We start from the raw sequence: 24,632 nt of genomic DNA, 5'->3' as shown, positions 1-24,632 counted from the left end.
GCTTGGGGTGGTGGTCACAGGCCGAGCCCCCGCTGGCGGCCGAAGCTCCAGTCGACGCCGCCGTCGCTTCGGGCGACGCCGGAGACGTGACGGCCGAGCTGCTTTTCGAGTGATGGCGTCCAGGGTACGAGGCTGAAGCCGAGCCCGTCGTCGATCATGGCGAAGCGGCCGCTCGCAAGCGTCAGCCGCCGCTGGTAGGTGCCGGTGACATATTCGCCGGATTCAGGTTTGACCTGCGGCCGCCCGGTCTCGGCGGCGATGCGTTCGGCAACCGCCTCCAGCTCGCGGCGCCGCAGCGTGTCGACCAGGCCGGGCTGGAAGCTGACGCCGCGCTTCTGTCGCTCGGCGAGGCCTTGGCCGACAAGGTGTTCGGCCCGTCGGTCCATGGCGTCGCGCACCTCGGCGCCGAAGCCGCTGCCGAGCGCGGCCAGCTCGCGGGCGATATTCTGCCGGTCGAGCCAGGTCGCGCCGGTCGCGGTGACCTGCCGCTCGATGTCGAGATCGGAGCGCACCGCGATCGCCACGCGGCGCTGGCCGCGCGCGTCATCGAATTTCCGAAGCTCGACGATCGAACCCGGCGCGCTGTCGCCGGCCGCGTCTAGGTCGGGAAGCTTGATGTGGTGGGTGCGGCCGTCGACGCCGTCCACGACGGCGAAGGCCGTGCCCTTCAGCTCGTCGTCGAGGCCGCGGGCGACGAGACGTCCGATGACCGGATCGTTGAGGCTCTCGGACGCCAGCACGTAGCTCGCCGCGCCGCGCTCGATGCCACGCTCGGTCAGGCCATGGTGGATGCGCTTGATGATGTCGCCTCGCTCGCCGAGTTCGCGCAGCGTCGCCTCCGCCTTGTCCGAGATGGTCCACTGGCCGGGGCCGATCTCATCGGCGAGCCCGAGCCCTGCGAGCTTGCGCAGACGCCCGACCTTCAAGGCATGGAATTCGTCGGGTTGGCGGTCGGCATGCGGTGCAAGATCGATGACGCCGGTGCGATAGGCATCGCGGGCGAGCTGGCGGTCGAGGTTGGTCCAGCGGTCGGAGTCGATCTGGCGCTCGAGCGTCTGCCGGATTTCCTGATCGGTGCGCGGTCCCAGCTCCTGGGTGATGAGGTCGCGCGCCCGATCGCGCATGCCCTCTTTGATATAATCGCGGGAGATGACCAGGTTTTCGCCGTCATCGCGCACGCCGCGGACGATCAGATGGACATGCGGATGCTCGGTGTTCCAGTGATCGACCGCGACCCATTCGAGCTTTGTCCCGAGATCCTTCTCCATCTGGCCGACCAGCTCGCGAGTGAAGCCCTTGAGGTCGGACATTTCCAGCGCGTCGTCCGGCGAGACGATGAAGCGGAAATGGTGGCGGTCGTCCTCGGACCGCTCCGCGAAGTTCTTGACGTCGACGTCATCGCCGCCCGGACCGAACAGTCGGGCCTTCTCCCCGTCGCGGGTGACGCCGTCGCGGCGCAGGTAATCGAGATGCGTCGAGAGCGGCGCTGACCGCGCGCTATGACGGACGACCCGCGCCTTGATGACCGCGCCGCGCGAGCGGGCGGTGATGAGGCGGTTCGCCTGGATCGAGGCGCGCTGGCCGCGCCCGAACCGGGACCGCGCGCCGGACCCGATCTTCCCTTGCCGGGAGACGCTGCCGCCGGCGCGCTGCGCGGCCGCCAGCGCCTGGGCGATGAAGGGCCGCGCCCGCTGCGCGCTCGTCGAGCGGATGCGGCCTGGCCGGATGCGGAAGTCGTGCTCGTCGGTCATTCCCGACGCTCCGCACATCGCGCTAACGCGATGATATTCTTGAGAAATGAGCCGATGCGCAGGCTGCGCCGATCATGCGCACCTCGCGAAATCGCGCCATAACCCCTTGAAAAAGCACAACCGAACCGAAGCGCACCTCGCGCCCCTTTATCCTGCCATCGTGCGGTCGTGGTTGCGCCCTCCCGCCTCACCACACGCTTTGGTGCGCTAGGGTTCTCTAGAATGCGATCTGGCAGAGGGCACGTCATTGCGGCGGCTCCGGACGTGCCAAAGCGACGAAGAGCCCGGACGAGCGCGGTGAAAGCGATATCGCCTCATGCATGCGCGATGCCGTCGCGTTGTTGCCGGACCCGCGCTGGTCTTGCGATGGTCCTGCATTCGCACCGTTGTTCGCGTGCACGACGAACAAGGGCGAGCGCGTCCAGGTGAGCGGATCGGGCGCAATCGCGGTCACGCTCTCGAACGGTTCGCCGCCGATAAGGAGCGCCAGCGTCGCGACATAGGCACGCGTCTCCGCCGGCAATGCGCGCCCGCCCGCGAGGTATTCCTCGTACCGCTGCGGGCCGGCATTATACGCCGCGAGGAAACCCGGCGATCCGTAGCGGTCGTGCATTTCGCGCAGGTACGCCGCGCCGGCCAGGATGTTGTCGCGCGGATCGAACGGATCGCGGCCAAGACCGTAGCGCATGCGCAGCTCCGACCACGTGTGCGGCATGATCTGCATCAGGCCCATCGCGCCTTTGTGCGAGACGGCGCGCGCATCGCCGGCGCTTTCCGCGCCCATGACGGCCCATATCCATGCGACGGGTATGCCGAAGCGCCGCGCCGCTTCCGCGACGTAGTCTGCGATCGCGTGGTCGCTCCGAGGACGCGCGGCAGGCGCGTTCTGCGCAAGCGCAACGCTGGTGAACGGCCCGGCGATCAGCAGGCCGGAAAGGAGAAGAGCGGGAAGACGCCGGGCGGGTGAACTCCGCCCGGCCGCCTCACTCCATCTCCGCGATGTCGAGCGGATGGGCATCGCCTCAGTCTCGCTCCGGCCGCTTCTGGGGACGGTTCCAGTGCAGGCCCCAGACGGACTTCGCGTCGCCCGACTGGAACAGGTTGGCGCGGATCGGCTGGCTGAGCGCCGGGTCGTCGATCTGGACGGAGACGTAATCGCCGGCTTTCTCGCCGGTGCGCTTCCAGCCGGCGCCGATCTCAGGCCCGTTGCTGTCGCCGAGATGGACGCGGTAATCCGGCGCGTTCTCGGCGTCGGAATGTTCGGCCGGAACGAGCACGATCTCGCCGTTCAGCGTGAGCGTGCGGACGTGCCCGGCATAGCCGTTCTTGGTGCGGGCGAACTCTCCGATCTGTGGCATTGAAAGCTCCCTATGTGCGGTGAAGAGGGTGTGCTTGGTGCGCCGTCACCGCGTTGCGGCACGCCATTCGAACCGGCCGTCGCCGTCCTCGTCGGTCCACAGCGGGATCGCGCGGCCGATGATCGTGTTCGTGGAGAGCGGGCCGAAGTAGCGGCCGTCCATGCTGTCGGGAGCGGCCCAGTTCATGAGGAAGAATTCGCCGTCGGCGATGCGGCGGCAGCCGTGCCAGGCGGGCAGGACACGGCCGGCGTGGTCGCGCGCCAGCGCCTCACCCATATCGATGCCGTCGACCGTGATGTGCGATCCGTCGCGGCAAACCTGCTGGCCAGCAACGGCGGCGACCCGCTTCATCAGCGGCACGCCGCGGGGCAGATAGCGGCGCTCGGCCATGAAGGATGCGAGCGGTTCGGGCGTGCGGACGGCAACGAGGTCGGCGACTTCGACGTGACGCGCCGACGCGATGGAATAGAGGCCGAGCGGCACGCTGGCCGACGCATTCCAGATGAGCTTCGGGGCGACCGGGAGGAAGGAGTGAACGCCGACCGCCACCACGGCGAAGGAGGTCGTCATGACATAGCCGAAGCGCGTCACGGCTCGACCCTCCGCCGCAGGAGGAGCGCCCGATGCTGCTCGACAGTGTAGCGGCGCGGCTCCTGGCCGGCGGTCAGGCGGTTGTGGACGTGGCGCCAGTGATGCGGCGACACCTCGGCCGGATCGATGCCGATTGCCTCGATCGCATCGACGATCTGGAGGACGCGCTCGACCTTCGGCCAGCCCTCCATCTTGAGGAGGATGTCGCCGCCGGGGCGCACGAAGGGCAGCGTCTGATAGCGCTCGCCGGGCGTGATCGCGCGCACGATGTCGATGCGAGAGAGGATGGTGCCATGGTCATTGGAGGCCCAGCGCACGAAGGCGAAGGTGCTGTTGGGTGCGAAGGTGAGCACGCGGCGGCGCCGGTCGAGGATCTGCTCGTCCTTCTCCCTGCCGAAGCGGATCCAGTATTCGACCTTCTTCTCAATCCAGGTCAGCTCGACGCGTGTCAGGCTGTCGGCGGGAAGTGGCGACGGCAGGAGGCGCAGGTGGGGCGCACCGGTCATTGCGGGTCTCCTTCGGCTGGAGGGAATTCGCGGGCGAGGAGCTCGCGCAGCATGTCCGCCACGGTTAGCCCGCGCTGGAAGGCGACGATCTTGATGCGGCCGCGCAGCTCGGGCGTGATGTCGATCGTGAGCCGCGCGGTGAATGCGGTGGCGTCGCCGTTGCCGCTGGCGCGCGGTTCTGGCGCCTTGATCCAGCGTTCGGGGTCGGCCGGTCGCGCGATGAAGGCGCGTTTCGAGGAGCGCTGCGTCATCGCGCCAGCCTCCCGACCTCGGCGGCAAGAGCGGTGATCTCGCGCGCCGCCGGACTTTCTGTGTGTGCTTCCCAGACGAGGCGGCCGGACTGGGCCGCCTCGGCGAAGGCGACACGCTGACCGATTCTGGAGGCGAGCAGCGGCGGGTCGTGATCGGCGAGCGTAAGCGCGGTCTCGCGCGCGATGACAGTGCGCGCGGCGCATCGATTGAGGACGAAGCGGGCGACGAGCTGGGGGCGATAGATGCGCGCCTCGCTCAGCAGCGTGAGCATCTCGGCCGATCCCCAGTCGTCGAAGGGCGACGGCTGCACCGGGATCAGGATGATGTCGGCCGCGAGCAGCGCCGAGCGCATGAGCCCGGCGACGCGGGGCGGACCGTCGATGACGATGTGATCGGCATTGCGCGCGAGCTCGGGCGCTTCCCGGTGCAGCGTATCGCGCGCCAGGTCAATGACGCCGAACAAGCGCGGAAGGCACTCCCGGGCGCGCTGCTGCGACCAGTCGAGGGCAGAACCTTGCGGATCGGCGTCGATGACGGTGACGCGCTGGCCGCGGCGCGCCCAGTCGCCGGCGAGGTGAAGAGCGAGCGTCGTCTTGCCGACGCCGCCCTTCTGGTTGAGCAGCGCGACGATCATGGTGCGCCCCGCTCTCGGCGGCGCTCATGCACAGGTGTGGATCGCGGAGCGGCCGTTAGAAAGATTCCGAAGGAATCCTGGTTAGAAGAGTTACGCCGCGCGGAATGTCTTGAATCGGCGTCAGGATTCGACGATTGCGGTCCCCGATAGCACGAGGATCGGGTCCCCGATGGCACGATAGGTCCGGTCCCCGATAGCACGAGACGATTCACAGCTTATCCCCAGCGCGCGAGGTCCCGCGCTGCCCCAGCGAAGCGAGGACAGCGGGATCGATTGGAGCGAAGGCGAGACGTTCGGGGGTGTCCGGGGGCTGCTCGATGGTCAGCCGGTAGCCGGGCAGCGTCTGCTGGCGGACGATCTCGCGCAGGTCGTAGGCGAAGTGCTTGAGCGGCGAGAGGCTGCCGGACTTCGCGTGGAGATACGCGATGTCGAAGCTCCAGCCGGACGGCTGGCGGCCGCCATGCTTGCGCACCAGGCGGTAGAGCCAGCGCTCAAGACCGCCGGTCAGGCGGAAGTAGGCGCGGTCGATCGTCAGCACGAGGGCGTCGTCGAGCACGGCCGCGTAGAACCAGTCCGGCACGATCAGCTCGAGGCCGAGCGGACGGCCGTGCGCGTCCGCTCGCTCTTTCCATTCGTTGATCCAGGAGAAGCGATGCATCCGCCGCTCGGTCGGCTGGCGGATCGACGTCGCTACGGTGGTCGACTGCAAGCGGTCGAGAGCGGCTTTCAGCCGGTCATAATCGCGCACGCTCACGCCGCGGCCGATGAAGGAGAGGATCTCGTAGGGCGTCGCCGCCATCAGGCGTGACGGCCGCAGGCCGAGATCGCGCGCCTCCACGATCTGCGAGGCGGCCCAGATCAGCACGTCGGCGTCCCAGATGGTCGCCATGCCGTGCTCCGGAACCGCTTCGACGCGGATGACGATCGGGCCGGCCTTGAAGTCGATCGGCGTCAGCCGCTTCGACTTGGCGAGCGAGAAGAAGGGATAGGCCATGAGGTCCTGCGCGTCGCGCGGCGCGAGGTCGCCCCGCAGCGCCCGGAAGAGATCGAGCTGCTCCCGCTCGCCATTGCGTCGTGCCGAGGACATGGCCCGTACCTCAACGGCGGCCGCGGCCGACCTGCGCCGGGGCCGGGCCGTGACGCTTCGCTGGCAGCACCGAGCCGCGCGGGTCGGATGTCGAGGTGACGGCGCCGCGATCGGCCCAGGCCTTGAGATCGTCGAGCGCGTAGACGACGCGTCCGCCGAGCTTGCGATAAGCGGGACCCGTGCCGTAGGTCCGATGCTTCTCGAGTGTCCGGCTGGAGAGGCCGAGGAAGTCGGCGGCCTCCGGCGTCCGCAAGAAGCGCGGCGGCAAGCCGGCGAGATTGGTCATGTCGCATCTCCGGGCGTTCGTTCAGATCGCCGGCCAAATCCGGCGATTGGCGGCCACGGTGGCGGAGGGGCGGGACGTTGGGGGATGGCGAAGATGCGGATGCTAAAATCGCACCCCCGCGGCGGCCCGAGCTATGGGCGGCGGCGCCGGCGCAGGAGGGAGCGATAGCCGCCGGCGATCAGCGCAAGGCCATCCTTCACGAGATCGATCGTCGCGTCGCGCAGGGCGGAGGTTTTCCAGGGGGAATCGGCAACGCGCGCGGCCCCGAAGATCGCCTCGGCGATCTCGCGATAGCTCGCGCCTTCGTGGTGGCCGTCTACGGCCTGAAGCATGCGGCGGAGCCGTCGTCGCTGCTGGCTCGTCAGCCTCGCGTCGGCCGGGACGTGCCGGCCGTTGATGGCCCGCCAGAGGCGCGCGACTGCCTCGATCCGGTCAAGCCCGTCGGCTCCCAGCGAGACAACGGCCACGAGCGGGCCCGCCGGCGAAGCATCGGACACGAGCAGGAGCCGAACCGTCCTCGACCCGCGGCCATGGACGATGCTCAGCCCGTCAGGGCCAGCGCGGGCGGTATTCAGATCGAGCTCGGGAAGGACGGTGCTTTCGACGGCCGGCGCGGCAGGAATGGTTGTGAGAACGACCGTGCCGGGGTCAATGTCAGGCGCCCAGAATACGGTCGCTGCGGTCGCATCGAGCGTGGGATCGATCGCGAAAGCGCAGCCCCCAGCGCCGCTGGATGGTCGCGGCAAGGCGCCCGGTGGCGTCGGGGGAGCGCGCGCTTTCGGCAAAATCCCGTTGATAGACGGCGTTGCGCCTCAGGCATTCCCAGGCAAGGTCAGGCGCGACCAGGTGATCCAGATAGTCGTAGGTGTCGGACGAGCGCCAGCGCGATGTGTCGGGCCCCATTCTGCTTCCTCCCCCGACCCGCGGGCCGGGCGCGTGCGAAGGAGGAGATACGATTACGGGTTGATCGAGCTTGGAGAAGTCCCGTTTTGTGCAACACGCGATGCCGTGACGGCATCATGTATGGGTGTTACTTGTCCGTCTCACGGGCGAGCTGCCGATAACCCTGCTCGGTCATCCAGCGGGCGCGCGCGAGATGACTGCGGTGCACGCGACTGGCGCGTTCCCGTTCTTTTGCGGGATCGATCCCGAAGAGGACCTCGACCGCCTCGCGCCAGTCAGCGCCGTCCGTTTCGGCGTCGAGCAGGCGCAGATAGAGCTTCATATGCGCGCGGTCGTAGCTGGTCAGAACGGCGCTCTGCGGCGGTTCGTCCATGAACGGATCGTGTGTCAAACTGAACCCCGCGGGCCGACGCTGGCGCGCGTCGACGAGCTGTTGACGCTACGCCCACGGGCGCTGAGCGCAAGGCGACGCGTCGGCACGAAGGATCGATGCCCGCGGCGCCCCGCGGCATCATCGGTTCTTGCGGGTCTCGGCCTTCGCGCGGACAAGCATCACTCCTTCGCCCTGGTCTGACGACAGGAATACGATGCCGTTGGCCTCCAGCGTGCGACGGACCTGATCTTCCGTCGACTCGTAAACGGCGCGATGGCCCGACTCCAGGCGCTTCAGCGCCGTCAGCGATACCAGGGCCTTGTCGGCGAGCGTCTCCTGCGTCCATCCCAGCAGCGCGCGAGCGGCCCGCGATTGTCGGGCGGTGATCATGCATGATCACCTCCCACCGGGTCGATCGAGCGTGCCAGAACTACGACTAGAATAGTCGCTCTTGGCCAACGAGGCGAGCAAAATTGGCAGCCAAAGACGGGAAGTTGGGCGAATCGCGCCGAACCGATTCGGTCGCCCCGCCGTGTCGGCTGCAACGAGCTGGCCTAGCCCCGCCCGGCTGTCCGGGCGGGGCCTGGGGCTTGCGCCTCATTCGCCGTTGCGGCGGTTCGGGCGGGACCAGATCAGGCTGTAGCCGTCGCCGTCCTCATCGTCGAAGAGGTTGGCGTAGATCGGGGCGGTGAAGCTCGGATCGTCGAGCTTGAGGCCCAGATAGTCGCGGCCCTCGTTGGAGCGCTTGGCCCAGGCGGCGCCGATCTCGACGCGGCCCGCGAAGACGCGGTGGCTGGGGGCGTTCTCGCCGGAGCGGTTGGCTTCGGGGACGATGCGGACGTTCTTGGCCTGGACGCTGAGGGTGACGATCTGGCCGACGAACTCGTTGCCGGACTTCTTGAAGGTGCCGATGGTCGCCATGATGGTTCTCCTTGATGTCTGTTTCGAGCCCGCACCATTGCGGCCTCGATGGCGATCGGCAGGCCGCAGGCGATCGACGCCGCACCTGCTTGCAGGCCGCAGCGCAGCGGAGGATGGCGGCCGGGAGACTTTCTTGTTTCGCGAGGAATGGGCGTAGCCCAGGGGAAGAAAGTCGACCGGCGCCATTGCGGCATAGGCGATCGAGGCGAAGCCGGCCTGCGGCCAGATCAGCCCATCGAAGAGGCCGCGTGGAGCGCTCGATCAGGCAGAGACGATCAAGGAGAGCCTTGCGACTCCATCGTGCAACCGAGGGTCGGCGGGGTCGGCGCACGGCGCTCCCCCCGCGTCAAGGCGACCGGCCGCATCAATGCTCCCGATGAGCAGGGACATGCGTGCGACCAGCCCACTGCCTACGAGGGCGTGGAGCTTCGTCGCGCGCCACCCCCGCGTTCCAACGTAGACCACGACCGATGGGTCGGCGCGACCCAGGCGGCGTGATCTGGTCCCGCCCAGACCGCTGAAAAGGCCTCAGGCGCGCGCCACGCCCTGTCTGGTCCGGCCGGGCGGGGCCAGCGTCGCCAGCCGGACAAGAGCGTTGATGGCGACGACGACGGCTCCGACCAGCGAGAAGACGACCTGCCAAGTTTCGGAGGGCATCGTGTGCTTCACGATGCCATGTGTCGCGTGATAGCCGGCGATGGCGGCCGGCGCGACGAAAGCGGCGGCAATCATGAGCCGCAGCCAGAGCGTCCTGACGAATGCGAGCAGGACGTGACCAGCGAGAAGGGTTGCGAGGCCGGCGACCGCTCCAACGGCGATTCCGCCGAGCCAGCCGGCGCCTGTGCCGTACGCCCAGACGCCTGCCGTGACCCCTGCGAATAGAGGAAGGGCGTAGACCGCGAGGTAGAACAAGAGACAGCAGATGACGCCAATGGCGGCGATGCTGCCGAGCACGCTGAGAACAATCATGGTGGTGGCCTCCGTGAGACAAGGATCTGACGGTCGCGCCTTCCACCACCACCACGGCGCAACGGCTCTATAGCACAAGATCGACGGCGCGTGAGCGGACGTTGCGGACGACTCCCATCCGGCGCAGATGAGCCCGATTGTTCCGCAACGGAAGCAACTTCGCCGGCTGCCGGTCAGCCGCCAGCGGTCCAGGGATCGATGACCGTCAGGCCGGCGGCGGTGAACGCGGCGGTGTCGCGCGACGCCACGGCGAAGCCGTGCGCGGCGGCGATCGCGGCGATGTAGCCGTCGGGCGTCGGGAAGCCCTTGCCGGCCTTGCGCGCCTTGACGGCGAGGTCGGCGTATCGCGGCGCCGCTTGCGTATCGAAGGGCAGGATTCTCGGCTCGAACAGCTCCATCACGCCGTCGAGCGTGGCTGCCAGGCGGCCCTTGCGCTTGCCCCTGGGCAGCGCGCCGATGCCGAACATCAGCTCCGCGATGGTGACGCTGGAGAGAAAGAGCGTTTCCGCGGCCTGGGCATCGAGCCAGTCCCGGACAGACGGGTGCGGCTCGGGCTTCATCGCCTCGGAGACGACGTTGGTGTCGAGCAGGATCATCCGAAGCGCATCGGCTGGGCGGGCCGGGTGTCGCGAGTCTGTTCGAGTGCCTCGACATCGGCATTGGTGAGCCCGATCTTGCGGCTCATCTCCGAGAGCGCGGTGCCGATCCGCAGGCGTCCCGCGGGGCGCACGGCGGCTTCCAGAATGGCGCGCATTTCGGCTTCAGTGCTGCGGTTGTGCTGCGCAGCCCGGACCTTCAAAGCGCGATGCGCCTCCTCCGATAGGTTGCGAATAGTGACAGCGGGCATGATGGCGTCCTCGACGGATTGACTGCAGTGCTATCAATATACCTTATGTGATGGCATTTTTCAAGAATGATGGCGGCGCTCAGGCGCCGCCGAACCGCCAGACCGGGATGCCGAGCTTCTTCGCCTTGTCGGCGAGGTTCTGCTGGATGCCCGTGCCGGGAAAGATCATGACGCCGATTGGCAGCACCTCCAGCATGGCGTCGTTGCGCTTGAACGGTGCGGCCTTGGCGTGCTTCGTCCAGTCTGGTTTGAACGCGATCTGCGGCACGTTGCGGTGATCGGCCCAGCGTGCGGCGATGCGCTCGGCCCCCTTCGGCGAGCCGCCGTGCATGAGCACCATGTCAGGGTGCTTGACGTGCACCTGGTCGAGCTTCGCCCAGATCAGCCGATGATCGTTGAACTCGAGCCCGCCGCTCAGCGCGACCTTCGGGCCGGCCGGCAGCATGACCTCGGTCTCGGCGCGCTTCTTCGCGGCGAGGAAGTCGCGGCTGTCGATCATCGCCGCGGTCATGGCGCGATGGTTGACGAGCGAGCCGCTGCGCGGCCGCCAGGCAGAGCCGGTGTGGCGCTCGAAATGCTCGCAGGCCTGGTCGCGCATCAGCTCGAAGGCGTCGCGGCGCTCGATGAGCGTCTGCCCCTCGGCAATGAGCCGCTCCAGCTCGACGGACTTGACTTCGGTGCCGTCCTGCTCGCGCTGGCTGCGGCGCTGCGCCTGCTCGTTGTCGTCTAGGTCACGGGCGACGCGGTCGGCGGCGCGATGGAAGACGTTCGTTGTCGACCAGAGCAGGTCTTCGAGATCGGGCTCCAGGCGGGTGTCGCCGAGGGTGGCGATGAGGGCGTCGAAGATGTCGGCGATGGCCCCGGCAACGGCATTGCCCTCGGGAAGCGGGCGCGGGTCGGGTTCGTCCTGGAAGGGGCGGAAGCCGTAGAGCTGCAGCTCGGTCAGGACGTGATCGGTCGGGGAGGAGCTGTGGTGGGGCTCGAAGTCGTCGTCGCTGGTCATGGGATGCTCCGTCGCTGGATTGGCCGCGACCCTCGCGGCCTTCATGGCGACGGAAGACGGCGGGCGGGCCGGCCCTGCACCCGGAGCGAAGCGCAGGGCCGAAGCGCGAGCGGAGGATGGCGAAGGCCGGCTATTTTGCCTGGCGATGCAAAGGCGCGTCAGCGCCGGCGGAAAATAGCCGGCCGCAGCCATTGCCGGGCCGGGCCGCTTGCCGTCCCGTTCGCCCTCTTGAAGGCCGAGGGCGCGGCTCTCTCCAGTGCGCTCGGAGCATCGGCCGCCGGTGTGACGGCGAGCCCCATCATCCGTTCCGGCCGCACGTCCACGTTCATGAGGGCTACGCGGCCTCGGCCATGAAGCGAGCGGCATCCCGGGCCACGACCTGCGCCCGAACGGCTGCCCGCAGCGCGTCGGGGCCGAGCATCCGGAGATCCTCGTTGAAGTCGGCGAGCCTTGGCGACAGCACGATCGCCTCGATGCTGTCGGCGGACGCGCGCTCGATCAGCGCGGCCATCGCGCCATCGCCGGCCGGATCGTCGTCGCGCGCGATGTAGAGCCGGCGCAGTGTGTCGGCGAAGAGGATGGCCGAGAGATGGGCGGCCGAGAGGGCGGCGACCATCGGCATGTCGGGCAGCGCCATCCTCAGCGACAGCATGGTCTCGATGCCTTCGCCTGCGGCCATGACTTCGCCAGCGACGCCGAAGCGGACGGCGTGACCGAGAAGATCGCCCATCGCGCGGCGCGGCGTGTCGATCGGCGCCTTGCCGAGACGGACGGGGTCGAAGCCGTCGGGATCGAGCCAGGTCCGGTGCGCGCCGGTGAGGCGGCCGTCGAGATCGGTGACGGCGGCGATCATGGCGGGCCAGGTCTCCGTGCCGGAATGCTCGTCCGGCCGGTAGTAGCAGCGCGGGTGGAAGCGCAGCGAACCGGTTCCGTGCAAAGACGTAATGCCGCGTCGGCGGAGATACGTCTCGGCGAGCGTGCCGGGGATCGGCCGCGACATGGCAAATAGCCGCCGCGCGGCTTCCGGCGAACCCGTTGGGGCTGGCTGAATGGCGCGACGATGTTCGTGCGCCTGCGGTTCGGGTTGCGGCAGGCTGAGGAAGGCGCGTGCCTCCTTCGCGACATCCGCGAAATCCACGAGGCCGCAGCTCTCGCGGATGACGTCGAGCAGGTCGCCATGCTCGCCGGTCGCGGCGTCGGTCCACTTGCCCGCCGCGCCCTTGCCGCTCTCCGGGCCGGTGAGGCGCACGAACATCGAGCGGCCGGGCGTGTTGCGCACGTCGCCGACCATCCAGTAGCGGCCTTCGCGATGACCGTTGGACAGGTAGTGGCGGCACACCGCCTCGGCATTGCGCGCGAGCCGGCGTGCCAGTTCGGAAGCGTCGGGCCGGGACATCACACCGCCTCCCGCTCGGCGACCCGCTCGATGGGATAGCGGTCCATCACCCTCGCGAGGATCGCGGGACCGCTGGCGTCGGTGGGCACGAACAGGCGCAGCTTCCACGAGATGATCTCGTGGAAGAGGCCGTAGGCCGTGAGCCGCTCGCGCATGGTGTCGGTGAAGCCCGACAGCTCGACGCGAAGGCCGCCCATGACGCGGACGCGGCGAAGCTGAAGACCTTCGGCGAGATCGATGACGGTCTTGCCCTCGATCAGGGCGGCGAAGGCGTCGTCCGGCGTCAGTGAAGGCAGGCCGGTTGCGGTTGCCGTGGCCGCCCAGACCGGGGAAACCTTGCGGCCGATGATGCGCTCGCCGTCGTCGGTCTGCAGGCGATAGACGCGGGTCGACTCGTTCGGGAGCCGCTTCCAGATCGGCAGCAGCAGGCCGGAGACCATGTGCAAGGTCGAGTCCGTGAACGCGGGGGCTTCGGCGAGTTCGGCCGTCCAGGCGGCCGCGAAGGTCGCCTCGTCGGCGTCCTGCCAGTGGCTTTCCGCCATCGTGCGGACGGGCACGTTCGAAGCTTCCATCGGCCGGATCAGGCGGACGCGGTACTCGATCTCGCCGTTGTCGAGCATGACGGAGGGGGCATGGACCTGCACGGCCGCACGGCCGGACCGCCCGTTGATGAGACGGCGTGCCCCGCTTTCGCGCAGCCGGTTCAAGGCTTCGTCGAGCGTGAGGGGCCGGTTGCGCTGGCGCTGCGCGATGGTGAGCAGGCGCGTCTCGGCGCCGGTGCCGGGATGGGTATAGATCGTCTTCCGGCCGGTGACGACGAAGCTCTCGGCCCGCAGCGTCTCCAGCCCGACATCATAGGTGCCGGCGGCAATGGCGCCCTCGATGCGCGCGTTGAGAAGCTGCTCGAACGCGGTGAACAGCACCCCCTGAAGCTCGATCGTCAGCGCGAGCATGCGGTTGAGGAACGTGCTGATGCCCGGCAACTGGTCCTTGAGCCCCTTCGCATCGGTGAGCGTCAGGCCGGTGGCCGCCTCGAAGCGCTCGAGAGAACAGCCCTCGATCTTGCCGCGGCGAGCAGATGATAGAGCTGGCGCAGCGCGTCGCGCGCATAGTGGGACTCCAGATTGTCCTCCGGCCGGAACAGGCCCTGGCCGGCGGTTTCGCGCTGTCCGCGCGTGATCGCGCCGAGCGTGTCGAGCCGGCGCGCGATGGTGCTGAGGAAGCGCTTCTCGGCCTTGACGTTCGTGGCGACGGGCCTGAACAGCGGCGGCTGCTTCTGATTGGTTCGGTGCGTGCGGCCGAGCCCCTGGATGGCCGTATCCGCCTTCCAGCCGGGTTCGAGCAGGTAGTGCACGCGCAGCCGCGTGTTTCTCGCGGATAGCTCGGCGTGGTAGCTGCGCCCGGTGCCGCCGGCGTCGGAGAAGACCAGGATGCGCTTGCCGTCGTCCATGAAGGCCTGCGCCTCGGCGAGGTTGGCGGACGCGGCGCGCGTCTCGACCACGAGACGATCGGTTCGGCCGGCGCTGCCCGGCTTGCGGACGATCCGGCGCGAGCGCCCCGTCACCTCGGCCACCATGTCCGCGCCGAAGTGCTGGACGATCTGGTCGAGTGCGCCGGGGATGGGCGGCAGGCTCGCGAGCTTCGCGATCAGGGCGTCCCGGCGTGCGACCGCCTCGCGGCTCTCGACCGGCTGGCCGTCGCGATAGACCGGACGCGACGACAGCTTGCCCTCGCTGTCGGTGTAGGGCTCGTAGAGCTGGACCGGGAAGGAATGGGCGAGGTAGTCGAGGACGTATTCGCGCGGCGTGATGTCGACGCGGACGTCGTTCCATTCCTCGGTCGGCAGCTCCGCGAGGCGCCGCTCCATCAGGGCTTCGCCCGTCGAGACAATCTGGACGACGGCGGCATGACCCTCTTCGAGATCGCGTTCGATCGAGCGGATCAGGGTCGGCGTCTTCATGCTGGTGAGCAGGTGCCCGAAGAAGCGCTGCTTGGCGCTCTCGAAGGCCGACCGCGCGGCGGCCTTGGCCTGCCGGTTCAGCGTGCCCGATCCGCCCTCGCTGCCGCCGGTGATGTTGGCCGCCTGCATGGCGGCATCGAGATTATTGTGAATGATCGCGAAGGCGTCGGCGTAGGCGTCATAGATGCGGGTCTGCTCGGGCGTCAGCGCGTGCTCGACCAGCTCGTATTCGACGCCGTCGAAGGAGAGCGAACGGGAGGTGTAGAGCCCGAGCGCGCGCAGGTCGCGGGCGAGCACCTCCATCGCCGCGACGCCTCCGGCCTCGATCGCCTCCACGAACTCCGCGCGCGTCGAGAACGGGAAGTCATCGCTCCCCCAGAGGCCGAGGCGTTGCGCATAAGCGAGATTGTGCACGGTGGTCGCGCCGGTGGCGGAGACGTAGACGACGCGTGCGTCCGGCAGCGCGTGCTGGAGCCGCAGGCCCGCGCGGCCCTGCTGTGAGGGCTCCTGATCGCCGCGTTCGCTCCTGGCGCCGACCGCGTTCTGCATGGCATGGGCTTCGTCAAAAATGATCACGCCGTCGAAATCCGGGCCCAACCATTCGACGATCTGCTTGACGCGGGAAAGCCTTTCGCCGCGGTCGTCGGAGCGCAGCGTGGCGTAGGTTAGAAATAGGATGCCTTCCCGCAGCGTGATCGGCTTGCCCTGCGGGAAGCGGGAGAGCGGCGTGATGAGCAGCCGCTCCATGCCGAGCGCGGACCAGTCGCGCCGCGCGTCCTCGATCAGCTTGTCGCTTTTCGAGATCCACACCGCCTTGCGGCGGCCCCGCAGCCAGTTGTCGAGGATGATGCCGGCGGCCTCGCGCCCTTTGCCGACCCCGGTGCCGTCGCCAATCATGAAGCCGCGCCGGAAGCGGACCACGCCCTTGGCGTCCTCGGCGGCGGCGGTGACGACGTCGAAGGACTCGTCGACGGTCCAGCCGCCGGCGAGATAGCCGGAATGCGCCTCGCCGGCATAGATCACGGTTTCGAGCTGGGCGCCCGAGAGCAGATTCAGGATGTTCGCTGGCAGGCGCGGCCGGTAGCCCGGCTTGGGTGGCGCGACCGAGGCCATCGCCGCCGACTGGACGAGCTGGGTCGGATGGTCCTGAGCGCCGGGAATCCGGATGCTCTGGAGCGCATAGTCCTCGTAGATGGAATCGGAGAGGCGCGCACCCTGTGGCGGTGTCCAGTCGACCGTCTCGTAGTCGAGCTCGATGCCTTCCGGCTCGGCCGCCATCGCTGGCCGCGACGCGGCTTGTGCGGTACGGGCGACGTAGCCGCGAACGGTGCGCGGCGTGGTGACAGTGGGCACCGCCACGCAGGCATCCACCGGCAGCCGCGCCGGAACGTGCTCTGTGACCCAGACCAGCAGCGTCGCGGCGTTCGGCGCGACACCGGGCGCGGCCGGGAAAACTGTGGGATCGTCGGCCGGGCGCTTATCGATGACGGTGAGCCGCGTGGGAAAAGTCGTGCCATGCCTGGAATAGACGCGGCCGTCGATGGCCGCGGAGAAGACGACACGGCCGCGCTCCTGAAGCCACATATAGGCGTCGCGCCAGGCCGGTGCGTCGGGCGCGAAATTGGCCCCGGTGATCGCGACCAGGCGCCCGCCATCGGCGAGCCGCGCGAGCGCCGAGGCGATGTGCCGGTACGCGGCATCTGCCATGCGCCCTTGCACGTTGACCATCGCCGAGAACGGCGGGTTCATGATGACGACGCTCGGCACGATGGCGGCGTCGAGGTGGTCGTGAATCTGCGCGGCGTCATGCCGGCTCACGGCGATGTGCGGAAAGAGGAGGGAGAGGAGGCCGGCGCGAGCCCCCGCCAGCTCGTTGAGGACGAGCGATCCGCCCGCGATCTCGGCGAGGATGGCGAGCAGGCCGGTGCCGGCCGAGGGCTCGAGCACGCGGTCGCCGGGCGTAATGGCGGCGGCCGTCGCGACCGCGAGCCCGAGCGGCATCGGTGTCGAGAATTGCTGGAAGGCTTCGCTCTCGATCGAGCGGCGCGTGTGCGTCGGCAGAAGGCCGACGATCTTCTCCAGCATGGGAAGAGCGACAGCCGGAGAACCGGCCTTGCGCAGAAGCGCCTTTCCGTATTTGCGGAGAAACAGGACGGTCGCGGCCTCGCAGGCATCGTAGGCCGCCTTCCAGTCCCACGCGCCGGACGTGTCGGAACCGCCGAAGGCTTGTTCCATTGCGGCGCGAAGGATCGCCGCGTCAACCTGCCGGCCCTGTTCAAGATGAGGAATGAGAAGGTGCGCGGCTGCGCCGATGCAGCGAGCGATATCGGCGGGAGACGCAAGCGGCGACGCCGCGACCGCGGGCGCGGCCGCGAGAGCGGTGGACGGGGTCATGTCGGGGAACCTCTGGGAGAGCGGAGACGGGCGAGCCGGCCGGCGCTCTCTCTGGACCGCACCGGCTCAAACCCGTCCCGGCCAGGCTCTCCCTCTCGTCACGCAGCCTTCACCGCACGCCGCCACGCACGCGAGGATCAGGGAGCCGGTTCGTCCGGCAGGGTTGCCGATGACGGCACGTAGGCGTCGAAGGGGTTGCCGTTGGCGAGATGGCCGAACGGCGTAAACACGAAATCCGTGCCGTCGCGCCCCACGGCACAGATGACGTAGCGCGGCTCGCCGGTAACGGCATCGGCGCACTCCATGAGCGCGAGGTTGCCGTCCGCCGCAGCACGGAGCAGCGTCGCAAAATTCGCCCGCGCGTGATCGGGGATGCTCATCGCGCACCTCGCATTCCGCGCTTGCCCGACAAGGTGCGGTCGAGCCAGCCATTGGTCGCGATCCAGGCGACGGTCCTGCGGCGGCCGAGGTCGAGGACGTGCGCGCCGCCACCGAACGCGTTCACACGCGGGCGCGAGCAGGTATTCGCCCACTGAAAGCCCCACCGTCCGGTGAGTCCGAATTCCTCGGCGCAGCGGAGCACGAATTCGATGACAGCCTGAGGATCGCCGGTCGTGTCATCGCGAATCCAGAGCTGCGTTCCGCCATGCTCGGGCTGGATGGAAAGAAGAAACGCCTCGGATGGCGGGTCCTCGGCGGTGTTCTCCTCCATCATGCGATTGTAGAGATCGAGCGCACGCGCGGCGTTCTCCGGCGTGCGGACATCGAGAAGACAGGAGAAGTGCGTGAAGAAGTCGGCCATGTCAGGCTCCTGAAACGACGAAGCCCGGCGCGATGGCCGGGCTGGTTGAAGGACGGGGTTGCGGTTGACGGCGTCAGAGCCGGAATTCAGCGACGAGGCGCTGCGCGTTGGCGTGATGCTCCAGCATCTCGCGGTAGAATTGCTTGCGGGCCTCCCGCTTCGCCGGATCGCGCCGTGCCGATCGCGTGAGTTTGCGCCGTGCCGCGCGGATCACCGTGCGGTCGCTGTCCCAGGCGGTGACGCCGAGGCGGAGATAGGTGCCGTGCATCTCAGCCTCCGTCCGCCTGCTTCGCCGCTCGCAGGGCGGCGAGCGCCGCGCGGAATTCCGCTGCGCCCACTTCCTCCGACAAGTCGATGTTGGCGGCGACGGACACGCATGCGCTGTGAATATCAGCGTCCGACACGGCGCCCGGGCTGAGACTCGCAAACTCGGCATCGGTCTCGACGATCGCGGCGATCTGGTCGCGGACGCGGTCCTCCTGGAGCTGCGCGAGGACGTGACGTGGGCGTGGAGCCGTGACGGGTTCGTCGGGATCGCGCGCTCCAGCAAGGATCGCCTCGGCCTTCGCGACCGCGGCGCTCGCCCGTGCAAGCCAGTAGGCATCCGTGCGCCGCTGGGCGACCTCATCCGCAATGACGATCTTCAGAAGGCCGAACAGCACCTCGAAGTGCGCGGCCTTCCGCTGAATGGTCTCATCGAAGTGCGATGGGACCGGGACGGTGTCACCTGAATAGGCAGCATCCGCCCCAAGCCAGATGCCGGTGACATAGGTTTCGCCGGCAGCCTCGTAGTCGAGCTTGTCGTTGGACCAGTCATCGTCCTCGATGGCTCGGCGGCAGGCTTCGGCTGGTGTTGCAGCCTCATAGGTGCGCTGCCGGTAGACCGGCACGCCGTAGGTCGTTTCAACGGTGTAAGCGGGCATGACAGCCTCCTGAAAACGCGAAAGCCCGGCGCGGCGGCCGGGCTGTTGGGGTTGGGTGGAGGGAAGGCGGGCCTAGAAGCCGAATTGCCAGGGCGGCCAGGGCTGACCGTCATCGGCGGCCTTCACCGCCGCTTCGAGATAGTCGGCATCGCCTTCCACGACGGTCGGGTTCTCGACGGGCGTTTCGTCGATCACCGTCACGCTGCACACGAGGCCGTCCTCGACTTCGACATGGACGGGCACGAGATACTGGAAGACGACGCGGCTAGGCGTGGCCGAGCTGAGCTTGGTCATCGGATTGCTCCTGATCTAGAGGCTGGCGGGAGCGCAGGAGCCGCCCCCGCCATGGTCGCGTCACTCGGCGGCGATCATCGCCGGGTCATCGGCATCGGCGTCGCCATCATCCGGCTGCTCGTCCTCATCGTCGGCGAGGAAGGCCGGCAGCGTTTCATCGCCTTCACCTCCGCTTGCATCGACCGAGGTCGTCACACCGGGATCGGCGGACCGCAGCGGCTCCGGCAGCCAGCCGGTGTCGGCGAGCAGGCGTTCGGCCTCCTTCGCCATCTCGGGCTTCTTGAGATGGTCGATGAGCTGAGCCTTCTCCTCGCCGAGCGCTTCCCGCACGGCTTCGATGATCCGGCTCTTCGTCACGCGGCCGAGATAGTTCGCCACCGTCGGCCGCCAGCCGGCCTCCACCATGTCGAGGCCGGTGGCGCGCGCCAGCCGATCGGCATCGCGCATGCGCCGATCGAGACCGTGCTGCGTGACGCCATAGCCGCTATGGGGATTCGGGCGCTCGTAGAGCGCGTTGATGCCATAGCTGACGCAGTGGGCGAGCAGCGCGAGGCGGCTCGCATCGTCGAGGCCGGCGATCCAGTCCCACAGCCGATCGTCGTCATCGAGCGGCATGTCGGCTTTCCAGGCCTCCACGCGGGCCTGAATGGCCTTGGCGGAAGCGCTGTCCTTCAGGTCGGTGGCCTGGACGGGGAAGTGGACCTCCCGGACCGACGCCTCGACGGCGGAGCCGTGCGCGGTGCGCCTGAAGGCGTCGAGCACCAGCCTGTGCAGGAGCGCCGTCAAAGCGACCTGCGGGTGATTAGCCACCGCGTCGCGCAGCGCCAGCGTGCGATGGGCGGTGAGCTCGATCACCAACCGCTCGGGCAGCGGCTTGACGGCGTCGTCTTCATCGTCCTCTTCGGCGCCGGTGGTCTGGCCGCCGATGGTGATGACAGCGTGCTGAGCGGAGGGGGTCGCGGGAGCATCGTCGCCGCCGGGTTCTCCATCGGTCTCAGCGTCGCTGCTGTCGACGGCGACGGGCGCCTCGTCCTCCGGCCGCACATAGCCGCGATCGATCACGATCTCGCCGTCGCGGTCCACGCTGACGAAGACGCCGGCGCGCGCGATGTCGGCGGGATCGTAGACGACGGGACGTTTCTCGAAGGCCTCGAGCGCCTCCTCGATCTCGCCGAGGCGTCGGTCGATCTCGTCCGGCAGCTCGTCGGCGCCGTCATACTCCGCCTCGAGCCGATCGTACTCCGCGCGCAGCGTCTCGCGCTTGGCGCGTTCGTCGTCGGTGAGATCGACAAAGGCGCCGCCGATCTTGCGCAGGCCGTGGTCGTAGCCATAGGGCAGGTCGAGATCGACCTTCACCCACTTCCAGCCTTCGCCGGCGATCTCTTCGGCCACCGCCTTCAGCTTTTCGCTGACCAGGCGGTGAAGGAGCGCCGGGTCGGCAAGCCAGCCGCCATCATCGTCCTCGAACAGGTCGCGCAGCACGACGCCGCCAGCCGCTACATACGCGTCGATGCCGACGAAGCGCTCCCGCTTGTCGGAGGCCGGGATCGTCGTCTCGGTCAGCAGCTGGCGGATATGCCAGGGCTGCCGATTGTAGGAATGCTGCACGGCTTCCCACACCTGCTCCTGCCGCGCATGGTCCGGGTTGACGGTGAAGGCCATCAGCATGTCGAGCGTCATGCGCTCCTCGGCATAGGCGTCGCGCAGCACGGGCGAGACGGCGTTCAGCCGAAGCCGCTGCTTCACGACCTGGACGGTCGTGAGGTACGCTGCGGCGATCTCCTCCTCGGTCATGCCCTTGTCGAGCATGTCCTGGAACGCGCGGAACTGGTCGAGCGGATGAAGCCCAGCGCGAAGGAGGTTCTCGGCGAGGGAGTCGTCTTCCGCGAGGATCCTGGTGTCGGCCTTGCGTACGATGCAGGGGACGAGCCCGTCCTTCGGGAAGCGCTTGGCCTTCACCAGGCGCTCGATCGCGCGATACCGGCGGCCGCCCGCCGGCACCTCGAACATGCCGGTCTCGTTGCCGTCGCCGTCGAGGATGGCGCGGACATTGAGGCCCTGCACGAGGTCCTCGCGCCGGTCGATGTCATGGATGAGTTCGTCGAGCTCGGCTTCCGGCCGGGTGCGCCGGACGTTGGACTCCGAGAGCACGAGCTTGTTGAAGGGGATGTCGCTCGAGCGCGAGAAGACGATCTTCCTGGCAGCCTTTGCCATGTCGAGATACTCCGCGACGGGCGCCGAGAGCCTCTCTCTCGGCTTCCAACCCGTCACGAAGCGAAGCGCCGCCCTCTCACTCTGAGGGGAGGCGGCTCCTCCCGGCGATCCGGGGCGCAAAACCGGAGATGCGCAAACGCTCATCTCCGGTTCCGCGAAATTCAGGATGGGCGTCACGCGCCATCACGTCGAGGCGAAGCCGCCCGGTAGAGGATGCGCTCGGCCGCCCGGATGCTTCCCGCCTCGCGGGCGGCCTCCGCCCAGACCGAGATCGGAAAGTCGCCGGTGAAAAGGATGTCGCGCTCGATCCCCATGCCGAAGGGCAGGACAATCGAAGCGAGTTCCTCGAGCGAGAAACTGCCGAGCTCGGGAAAACCGAGATCGGCGAGGCCGAAGAGGGTATCGCCATCCGCGTCCAGCTCGGAAGCGAGCCAGATGCCTTGGCCCAGCGGGTTGAAGAACTTGACAACGGGCACATGATCGGCGCCGCGATCACGGCCGTTGGCGAGCAGGCGCTCGAGCAGGTCGTCGGTCAGGAGGATCATGCCGCCCTCCTGTCGTTCGCTGCTTCGCTGGCCGGTTCGGTTTCGGGTAGGAACGCGAGCAGCCAATCGGCGGCCTTGCTGGCCTGCGATGCGGCGCGGACGATGGCGCGATTGTCCTCGCGCAGCACGTCCAGCCACGAGACGATGTAATCGGCGTGGCGCACCGTCGAAGTGATGCCGAGCGAGGCGCAGCAAAAGGCCGCGTTCATCTCGGCGACCAGTTCCTCGAAGGCGTATTTCTTGGAGCCGAAGGAGCCGGTGAGGTCGCGGCCGAGACGGGACGAATGGCCCGTCGCATGGCCGAGCTCATGCAGGGCCGTGCGATGCCAGTTGATCGTCTCGAAATACGCCTGCGGTGGCGGCACCTGGACGTAGTCGTGCGCCGGCACATAGAAGGCGCGGTCGCCGCCGATGCGGAAGTCGATGCCCGTCGCCTTGATCAGTGCCTCGACGCGCGGCTCGATCAGGCCGGGACCCGGCGCGGGCGGCGAGACGGCAAAATCGTCGGGCAGATCCTCGCACTGCGCGATGTTGAAGACGGTGAAGCGCTTGAGGAATGGAATGGCCTGGGCTTCCTCGCCGGTCTCTTGCGCGCGCTTCTTCTCGTCGTCGGGGATGAAGCGATCGGCGTAGACGACGGTGGTGCCGCGCTCGCCCTTGCGGACATGACCGCCGAGGGACAGCGCCTGGCGGAAGGTCAGCCAGCTTTGCACCGGAAAGCCGTGCTCGATGACCGCGCCCCAGAGGATCAGCACGTTGATCCCGGAATAGGCGCGGCCGGTGGCGGCATTCGCCGGCATGGCGAGCGGCGCCTTCGCCGCAGCCGTGCCCCAGGGCTGGACCCAGGGCACGCGCCCAGCCTCCAGCTCGGCGATGATCTTGTTGGTGATGTCGTCGTAAAGGCTCGCCCGGTCGGCGCCGGACCGACCATTGCTTTGGTGTCTGGACATCGCGGTTCTCCGCGACGGGCGCCGGAGGCCTCTCCTCCAGCCCTCCACCCGTCACGGCAAACCCAGTCCGCACTCTCACTTTCCTTATGGGGGCGTTGTGGGGGACCTCCCGGCGAGACAAGGGTCGACCGAGACCCTGGCTCGGCCGCAGGGAAGGCTTTCCCCTTCATTTGGATTGATGCGGGATATCGTAGGCTGGCTACGATTCAGTCAGTGAATTCAAACCTGCCGCGTTTGCAGCTCCGCCGTGGGCTTTCCCAGCCCTGGCCACCAAGCTCGGTCCATCCCAGTTGCCGAAGGCAGCGATCGGCCGTGGGTGCCGCGCTCGGCTGACGGCCTTCTGGTACTGAATCCGTGAAGCAGGACCAGGAGCAGGGAGGCCTTCTCGCAACCCGACCTTGAAGATCACTTGAATTACCCGGCCATTGGCCGTACAATATATCAGATCGAGGAGATGGAGGTATTGAGATGGCCGAAGCAATCCGGAAGCCGACTCGTGGTCGGGTTCGCGGTGAGCGTCTTGAGACCCGCGTGACGGCCGAGCAGAAGAAGCTCATCGAGCGTGCCGCGGCACTTCAGGGGCGGACTGTGACCGACTTCGTGCTGACGAGCGTGCAGGACGCCGCCCGACGCGCGATCGAGGAACACAGCCAACTCGCTCTCTCACTGCGTGACAGCGAGGCGTTCGTTGACGCGCTGCTGAACCCGAAGCCGGTCAATGATCGCCTTCGTGAGACGGTCCGCCGTTATCGCCAACGTGCCGGCGTCTGACGCGTGCCTCGCAGTATCGAAGAAAAGCTCCGCGTCGAGCCGCTAAGTTCGAGCCATGACCGATCGGAGTTTGAGAGTGGGGTAGAGCCACTCGACAGATATTTTCGGACACAGGCAGGACAGGACGCACGGAAGAATATGGCCGCGCCTTTCGTCCTGGTGCTGCTGGATGGGACGATCGCGGGATACTACACGCTCTCCGCGACGTCTGTGCAGCTCGGCGAGCTGCCGGCGCAAACGGTGCGGAAGTTGCCGAGATATCCGCTGGTTCCGGCGACGCTTCTAGGCCGGCTAGCTGTGGACCGGCGTCACCAGGGAAAAGGTTATGGGCGGTTTCTTCTGGGCGATGCCCTCCATCGGACGGCGCGGAGTGAGATTGCGTCGTTCGCGGTGATCGTGGATGCGAAGGATGAGAACGCGCGGCGCTTCTACGAACGCGAGAGCTTCTTGCCGTTTCCGGACCGCCCGATGAAGCTGTTTCGGCCGATGACAGATATCCGGCGGCTGTTCGATTAGGCCGTAAACCCATAAACGGCTCTGGGTTCCCTGACGGTGGCGATTGTGATTCAAGCTCCTTTTCGGGAGCTTTGCGATGGGCCGCTACGATCTGACGGATTTCGAATGGGAGGCGATCCGGCCTCACCTTCCCAACAAGTCGCGGGGCGTGCCTCGCGTGGATGACCGGCGGGTTCTCAATGGCATCTTCTGGTGCCTGCGCTCGGGCGCGCCGTGGGCGGACATGCCGGCGCGCTACGGGCCGCCGACCACGATCTACAACCGCTTCAACCGATGGCGGAAGGCGGGCGTCTGGGATCGGCTCATGGACGCGATCACAAGGGCTTACGATGGTGACGTGCAGATGATCGACACCTCTGTCGTCCGCGTCCACCAGCACGGGGCGA

At 67.9% G+C, this 24,632-nt stretch carries 30 protein-coding genes and 1 pseudogene; 3 read left to right on the top strand and 28 right to left on the bottom strand.

Going from position 1 to position 24,632, the window contains the following annotated elements; genetic code table 11:
- Positions 1–14 precede the first annotated feature (14 nt).
- The 28 genes and pseudogenes from ASC46_RS14130 to ASC46_RS14000 all read right to left on the bottom strand — a co-directional run bounded on the left by ASC46_RS14130 (position 15) and on the right by ASC46_RS14000 (position 22,959).
- Positions 15–1,751, bottom strand: a complete 1,737-nt coding sequence (locus ASC46_RS14130) for a relaxase/mobilization nuclease domain-containing protein (protein ID WP_055459963.1) — start codon at positions 1,749–1,751, stop codon at positions 15–17.
- A 244-nt stretch (positions 1,752–1,995) separates the two neighbouring features.
- Entirely contained in the window at positions 1,996–2,769 is a 774-nt protein-coding gene (locus ASC46_RS14125; RefSeq protein WP_055459962.1) for a lytic transglycosylase domain-containing protein, read from the bottom strand.
- Between the two features lie 4 nt (positions 2,770–2,773).
- Positions 2,774–3,109, bottom strand: coding sequence for a DUF736 domain-containing protein (locus tag ASC46_RS14120; RefSeq protein WP_055459961.1), 336 nt, complete (start codon positions 3,107–3,109; stop codon positions 2,774–2,776).
- A gap of 45 nt (positions 3,110–3,154) precedes the next feature.
- On the bottom strand, positions 3,155–3,700 hold the full coding sequence (locus tag ASC46_RS14115) for a S26 family signal peptidase (protein ID WP_055459960.1): 546 nt from the start codon (positions 3,698–3,700) through the stop codon (positions 3,155–3,157).
- A complete protein-coding gene (locus ASC46_RS14110; RefSeq protein ID WP_055459959.1) occupies positions 3,697–4,206 on the bottom strand; it encodes a DUF2840 domain-containing protein in 510 nt (169 codons plus the stop codon). Before ASC46_RS14110 ends, ASC46_RS14115 begins: the two co-directional genes overlap by 4 nt.
- On the bottom strand, positions 4,203–4,457 hold the full coding sequence (locus ASC46_RS14105; RefSeq protein ID WP_055459958.1) for a ribbon-helix-helix protein: 255 nt from the start codon (positions 4,455–4,457) through the stop codon (positions 4,203–4,205). The genes ASC46_RS14110 and ASC46_RS14105 overlap by 4 nt, the downstream gene beginning before the upstream one ends.
- Entirely contained in the window at positions 4,454–5,092 is a 639-nt protein-coding gene (gene parA, locus ASC46_RS14100) for a ParA family partition ATPase (protein ID WP_055459957.1), read from the bottom strand. The genes ASC46_RS14105 and parA overlap by 4 nt, the downstream gene beginning before the upstream one ends.
- Positions 5,093–5,300: 208 nt before the next feature.
- A complete protein-coding gene (locus tag ASC46_RS14095; protein ID WP_055459956.1) occupies positions 5,301–6,179 on the bottom strand; it encodes a replication initiator protein A in 879 nt (292 codons plus the stop codon).
- A gap of 10 nt (positions 6,180–6,189) precedes the next feature.
- Positions 6,190–6,465, bottom strand: a complete 276-nt coding sequence (locus ASC46_RS14090; protein ID WP_055459955.1) for a helix-turn-helix transcriptional regulator — start codon at positions 6,463–6,465, stop codon at positions 6,190–6,192.
- 131 nt (positions 6,466–6,596) lie between these two features.
- Positions 6,597–6,962, bottom strand: coding sequence for a DUF2285 domain-containing protein (locus ASC46_RS14085; RefSeq protein WP_245280554.1), 366 nt, complete (start codon positions 6,960–6,962; stop codon positions 6,597–6,599).
- Positions 6,963–7,119: 157 nt separating this feature from the next.
- Positions 7,120–7,368: a transcriptional regulator domain-containing protein gene (locus tag ASC46_RS21540; RefSeq protein WP_072249508.1), complete on the bottom strand. Its 249-nt coding sequence runs from the start codon at positions 7,366–7,368 to the stop codon at positions 7,120–7,122.
- 127 nt (positions 7,369–7,495) lie between these two features.
- Positions 7,496–7,741, bottom strand: a complete 246-nt coding sequence (locus ASC46_RS14080) for a DNA -binding domain-containing protein (RefSeq protein ID WP_055459954.1) — start codon at positions 7,739–7,741, stop codon at positions 7,496–7,498.
- A gap of 138 nt (positions 7,742–7,879) precedes the next feature.
- Positions 7,880–8,131 (bottom strand): helix-turn-helix domain-containing protein, encoded by a 252-nt coding sequence (locus ASC46_RS14075; protein WP_055459953.1) that lies wholly within the window; start codon positions 8,129–8,131, stop codon positions 7,880–7,882.
- 207 nt (positions 8,132–8,338) lie between these two features.
- Positions 8,339–8,662 carry a DUF736 domain-containing protein gene (locus ASC46_RS14070; RefSeq protein ID WP_011315360.1) on the bottom strand — a complete coding sequence of 108 codons (324 nt, stop codon included), beginning with the start codon at positions 8,660–8,662 and terminating at the stop codon, positions 8,339–8,341.
- A gap of 528 nt (positions 8,663–9,190) precedes the next feature.
- A complete protein-coding gene (locus tag ASC46_RS14065; protein WP_055459952.1) occupies positions 9,191–9,631 on the bottom strand; it encodes a hypothetical protein in 441 nt (146 codons plus the stop codon).
- A 173-nt stretch (positions 9,632–9,804) separates the two neighbouring features.
- Positions 9,805–10,227 carry a type II toxin-antitoxin system VapC family toxin gene (locus ASC46_RS14060; RefSeq protein ID WP_055459951.1) on the bottom strand — a complete coding sequence of 141 codons (423 nt, stop codon included), beginning with the start codon at positions 10,225–10,227 and terminating at the stop codon, positions 9,805–9,807.
- Entirely contained in the window at positions 10,224–10,478 is a 255-nt protein-coding gene (locus tag ASC46_RS14055; protein ID WP_055459950.1) for a FitA-like ribbon-helix-helix domain-containing protein, read from the bottom strand. The genes ASC46_RS14060 and ASC46_RS14055 overlap by 4 nt, the downstream gene beginning before the upstream one ends.
- Before the next feature lie 79 nt (positions 10,479–10,557).
- Complete coding sequence (locus tag ASC46_RS14050) at positions 10,558–11,481, bottom strand: DUF2493 domain-containing protein (RefSeq protein ID WP_055460080.1); 924 nt, start codon at positions 11,479–11,481, stop codon at positions 10,558–10,560.
- A gap of 334 nt (positions 11,482–11,815) precedes the next feature.
- Positions 11,816–12,877, bottom strand: coding sequence for a DUF7146 domain-containing protein (locus ASC46_RS14045; protein ID WP_055459949.1), 1,062 nt, complete (start codon positions 12,875–12,877; stop codon positions 11,816–11,818).
- Positions 12,877–17,231 (bottom strand): annotated as a pseudogene (locus ASC46_RS14040) (strawberry notch-like NTP hydrolase domain-containing protein). Before ASC46_RS14040 ends, ASC46_RS14045 begins: the two are co-directional and overlap by 1 nt.
- Positions 17,232–17,368: 137 nt before the next feature.
- Positions 17,369–17,611, bottom strand: a complete 243-nt coding sequence (locus tag ASC46_RS14035) for a DUF6117 family protein (protein WP_055459948.1) — start codon at positions 17,609–17,611, stop codon at positions 17,369–17,371.
- On the bottom strand, positions 17,608–18,033 hold the full coding sequence (locus tag ASC46_RS14030) for a hypothetical protein (protein WP_055459947.1): 426 nt from the start codon (positions 18,031–18,033) through the stop codon (positions 17,608–17,610). Before ASC46_RS14030 ends, ASC46_RS14035 begins: the two co-directional genes overlap by 4 nt.
- A 73-nt stretch (positions 18,034–18,106) precedes the next feature.
- Positions 18,107–18,301, bottom strand: coding sequence for a hypothetical protein (locus tag ASC46_RS14025; RefSeq protein WP_055459946.1), 195 nt, complete (start codon positions 18,299–18,301; stop codon positions 18,107–18,109).
- 1 nt (position 18,302) lies between these two features.
- Positions 18,303–18,956 (bottom strand): hypothetical protein, encoded by a 654-nt coding sequence (locus ASC46_RS14020; RefSeq protein ID WP_055459945.1) that lies wholly within the window; start codon positions 18,954–18,956, stop codon positions 18,303–18,305.
- Between the two features lie 72 nt (positions 18,957–19,028).
- Complete coding sequence (locus tag ASC46_RS14015; RefSeq protein ID WP_055459944.1) at positions 19,029–19,250, bottom strand: hypothetical protein; 222 nt, start codon at positions 19,248–19,250, stop codon at positions 19,029–19,031.
- A 60-nt stretch (positions 19,251–19,310) separates the two neighbouring features.
- Positions 19,311–21,464 (bottom strand): ParB/RepB/Spo0J family partition protein, encoded by a 2,154-nt coding sequence (locus ASC46_RS14010; protein WP_055459943.1) that lies wholly within the window; start codon positions 21,462–21,464, stop codon positions 19,311–19,313.
- A 173-nt stretch (positions 21,465–21,637) separates the two neighbouring features.
- The gene (locus ASC46_RS14005; protein ID WP_055459942.1) at positions 21,638–22,009 is read right to left on the bottom strand and encodes a DUF2958 domain-containing protein; all 372 of its coding nucleotides are present in this window, start codon (positions 22,007–22,009) and stop codon (positions 21,638–21,640) included.
- Positions 22,006–22,959, bottom strand: coding sequence for an ArdC family protein (locus tag ASC46_RS14000; protein ID WP_055459941.1), 954 nt, complete (start codon positions 22,957–22,959; stop codon positions 22,006–22,008). Before ASC46_RS14000 ends, ASC46_RS14005 begins: the two co-directional genes overlap by 4 nt.
- 468 nt (positions 22,960–23,427) lie before the next feature.
- On the opposite strand from ASC46_RS14000, the gene ASC46_RS13995 reads away from it, so the two are divergent.
- The 3 genes from ASC46_RS13995 to ASC46_RS13985 all read left to right on the top strand — a co-directional run.
- Positions 23,428–23,730 (top strand): type II toxin-antitoxin system TacA family antitoxin, encoded by a 303-nt coding sequence (locus ASC46_RS13995; protein ID WP_055459940.1) that lies wholly within the window; start codon positions 23,428–23,430, stop codon positions 23,728–23,730.
- A 3-nt stretch (positions 23,731–23,733) separates the two neighbouring features.
- Complete coding sequence (locus tag ASC46_RS13990; protein ID WP_055459939.1) at positions 23,734–24,246, top strand: GNAT family N-acetyltransferase; 513 nt, start codon at positions 23,734–23,736, stop codon at positions 24,244–24,246.
- A 76-nt stretch (positions 24,247–24,322) separates the two neighbouring features.
- A partial coding sequence (locus ASC46_RS13985; protein ID WP_055459938.1) for an IS5 family transposase occupies positions 24,323–24,632 on the top strand: 310 nt, incomplete at its 3' end.

Source organism: Chelatococcus sambhunathii (assembly GCF_001418005.1).
In the GTDB taxonomy this organism is placed as follows: Bacteria; Pseudomonadota; Alphaproteobacteria; order Rhizobiales; family Beijerinckiaceae; genus Chelatococcus_A; species Chelatococcus_A sambhunathii.
The sequence above is the reverse complement of the archived record's forward strand: the minus strand, read 5'-3'. Positions and strand labels throughout refer to the sequence as shown.

Coding starts and splice junctions, on each gene's coding strand:
- parA (WP_055459957.1), bottom strand. CDS start 5,092: ATGATCGTCGCGCTGCTCAACCAGAAGGGCGGCGTCGGCAAGACGACG.
- ASC46_RS21540 (WP_072249508.1), bottom strand. CDS start 7,368: ATGGGGCCCGACACATCGCGCTGGCGCTCGTCCGACACCTACGACTAT.
- ASC46_RS14020 (WP_055459945.1), bottom strand. CDS start 18,956: ATGCCCGCTTACACCGTTGAAACGACCTACGGCGTGCCGGTCTACCGG.
- ASC46_RS13995 (WP_055459940.1), top strand. CDS start 23,428: ATGGCCGAAGCAATCCGGAAGCCGACTCGTGGTCGGGTTCGCGGTGAG.
- ASC46_RS14005 (WP_055459942.1), bottom strand. CDS start 22,009: ATGATCCTCCTGACCGACGACCTGCTCGAGCGCCTGCTCGCCAACGGC.
- ASC46_RS14080 (WP_055459954.1), bottom strand. CDS start 7,741: ATGGACGAACCGCCGCAGAGCGCCGTTCTGACCAGCTACGACCGCGCG.
- ASC46_RS14120 (WP_055459961.1), bottom strand. CDS start 3,109: ATGCCACAGATCGGAGAGTTCGCCCGCACCAAGAACGGCTATGCCGGG.
- ASC46_RS14060 (WP_055459951.1), bottom strand. CDS start 10,227: ATGATCCTGCTCGACACCAACGTCGTCTCCGAGGCGATGAAGCCCGAG.
- ASC46_RS14110 (WP_055459959.1), bottom strand. CDS start 4,206: ATGACCGGTGCGCCCCACCTGCGCCTCCTGCCGTCGCCACTTCCCGCC.
- ASC46_RS14010 (WP_055459943.1), bottom strand. CDS start 21,464: ATGGCAAAGGCTGCCAGGAAGATCGTCTTCTCGCGCTCGAGCGACATC.
- ASC46_RS14035 (WP_055459948.1), bottom strand. CDS start 17,611: ATGAGCATCCCCGATCACGCGCGGGCGAATTTTGCGACGCTGCTCCGT.
- ASC46_RS14090 (WP_055459955.1), bottom strand. CDS start 6,465: ATGACCAATCTCGCCGGCTTGCCGCCGCGCTTCTTGCGGACGCCGGAG.
- ASC46_RS14075 (WP_055459953.1), bottom strand. CDS start 8,131: ATGATCACCGCCCGACAATCGCGGGCCGCTCGCGCGCTGCTGGGATGG.
- ASC46_RS14065 (WP_055459952.1), bottom strand. CDS start 9,631: ATGATTGTTCTCAGCGTGCTCGGCAGCATCGCCGCCATTGGCGTCATC.
- ASC46_RS14105 (WP_055459958.1), bottom strand. CDS start 4,457: ATGACGCAGCGCTCCTCGAAACGCGCCTTCATCGCGCGACCGGCCGAC.
- ASC46_RS14070 (WP_011315360.1), bottom strand. CDS start 8,662: ATGGCGACCATCGGCACCTTCAAGAAGTCCGGCAACGAGTTCGTCGGC.
- ASC46_RS14015 (WP_055459944.1), bottom strand. CDS start 19,250: ATGACCAAGCTCAGCTCGGCCACGCCTAGCCGCGTCGTCTTCCAGTAT.
- ASC46_RS14045 (WP_055459949.1), bottom strand. CDS start 12,877: ATGTCCCGGCCCGACGCTTCCGAACTGGCACGCCGGCTCGCGCGCAAT.
- ASC46_RS14000 (WP_055459941.1), bottom strand. CDS start 22,959: ATGTCCAGACACCAAAGCAATGGTCGGTCCGGCGCCGACCGGGCGAGC.
- ASC46_RS14030 (WP_055459947.1), bottom strand. CDS start 18,033: ATGGCCGACTTCTTCACGCACTTCTCCTGTCTTCTCGATGTCCGCACG.
- ASC46_RS14055 (WP_055459950.1), bottom strand. CDS start 10,478: ATGCCCGCTGTCACTATTCGCAACCTATCGGAGGAGGCGCATCGCGCT.
- ASC46_RS14125 (WP_055459962.1), bottom strand. CDS start 2,769: ATGCCCATCCGCTCGACATCGCGGAGATGGAGTGAGGCGGCCGGGCGG.
- ASC46_RS14025 (WP_055459946.1), bottom strand. CDS start 18,301: ATGCACGGCACCTATCTCCGCCTCGGCGTCACCGCCTGGGACAGCGAC.
- ASC46_RS14130 (WP_055459963.1), bottom strand. CDS start 1,751: ATGACCGACGAGCACGACTTCCGCATCCGGCCAGGCCGCATCCGCTCG.
- ASC46_RS14095 (WP_055459956.1), bottom strand. CDS start 6,179: ATGTCCTCGGCACGACGCAATGGCGAGCGGGAGCAGCTCGATCTCTTC.
- ASC46_RS14050 (WP_055460080.1), bottom strand. CDS start 11,481: ATGACCAGCGACGACGACTTCGAGCCCCACCACAGCTCCTCCCCGACC.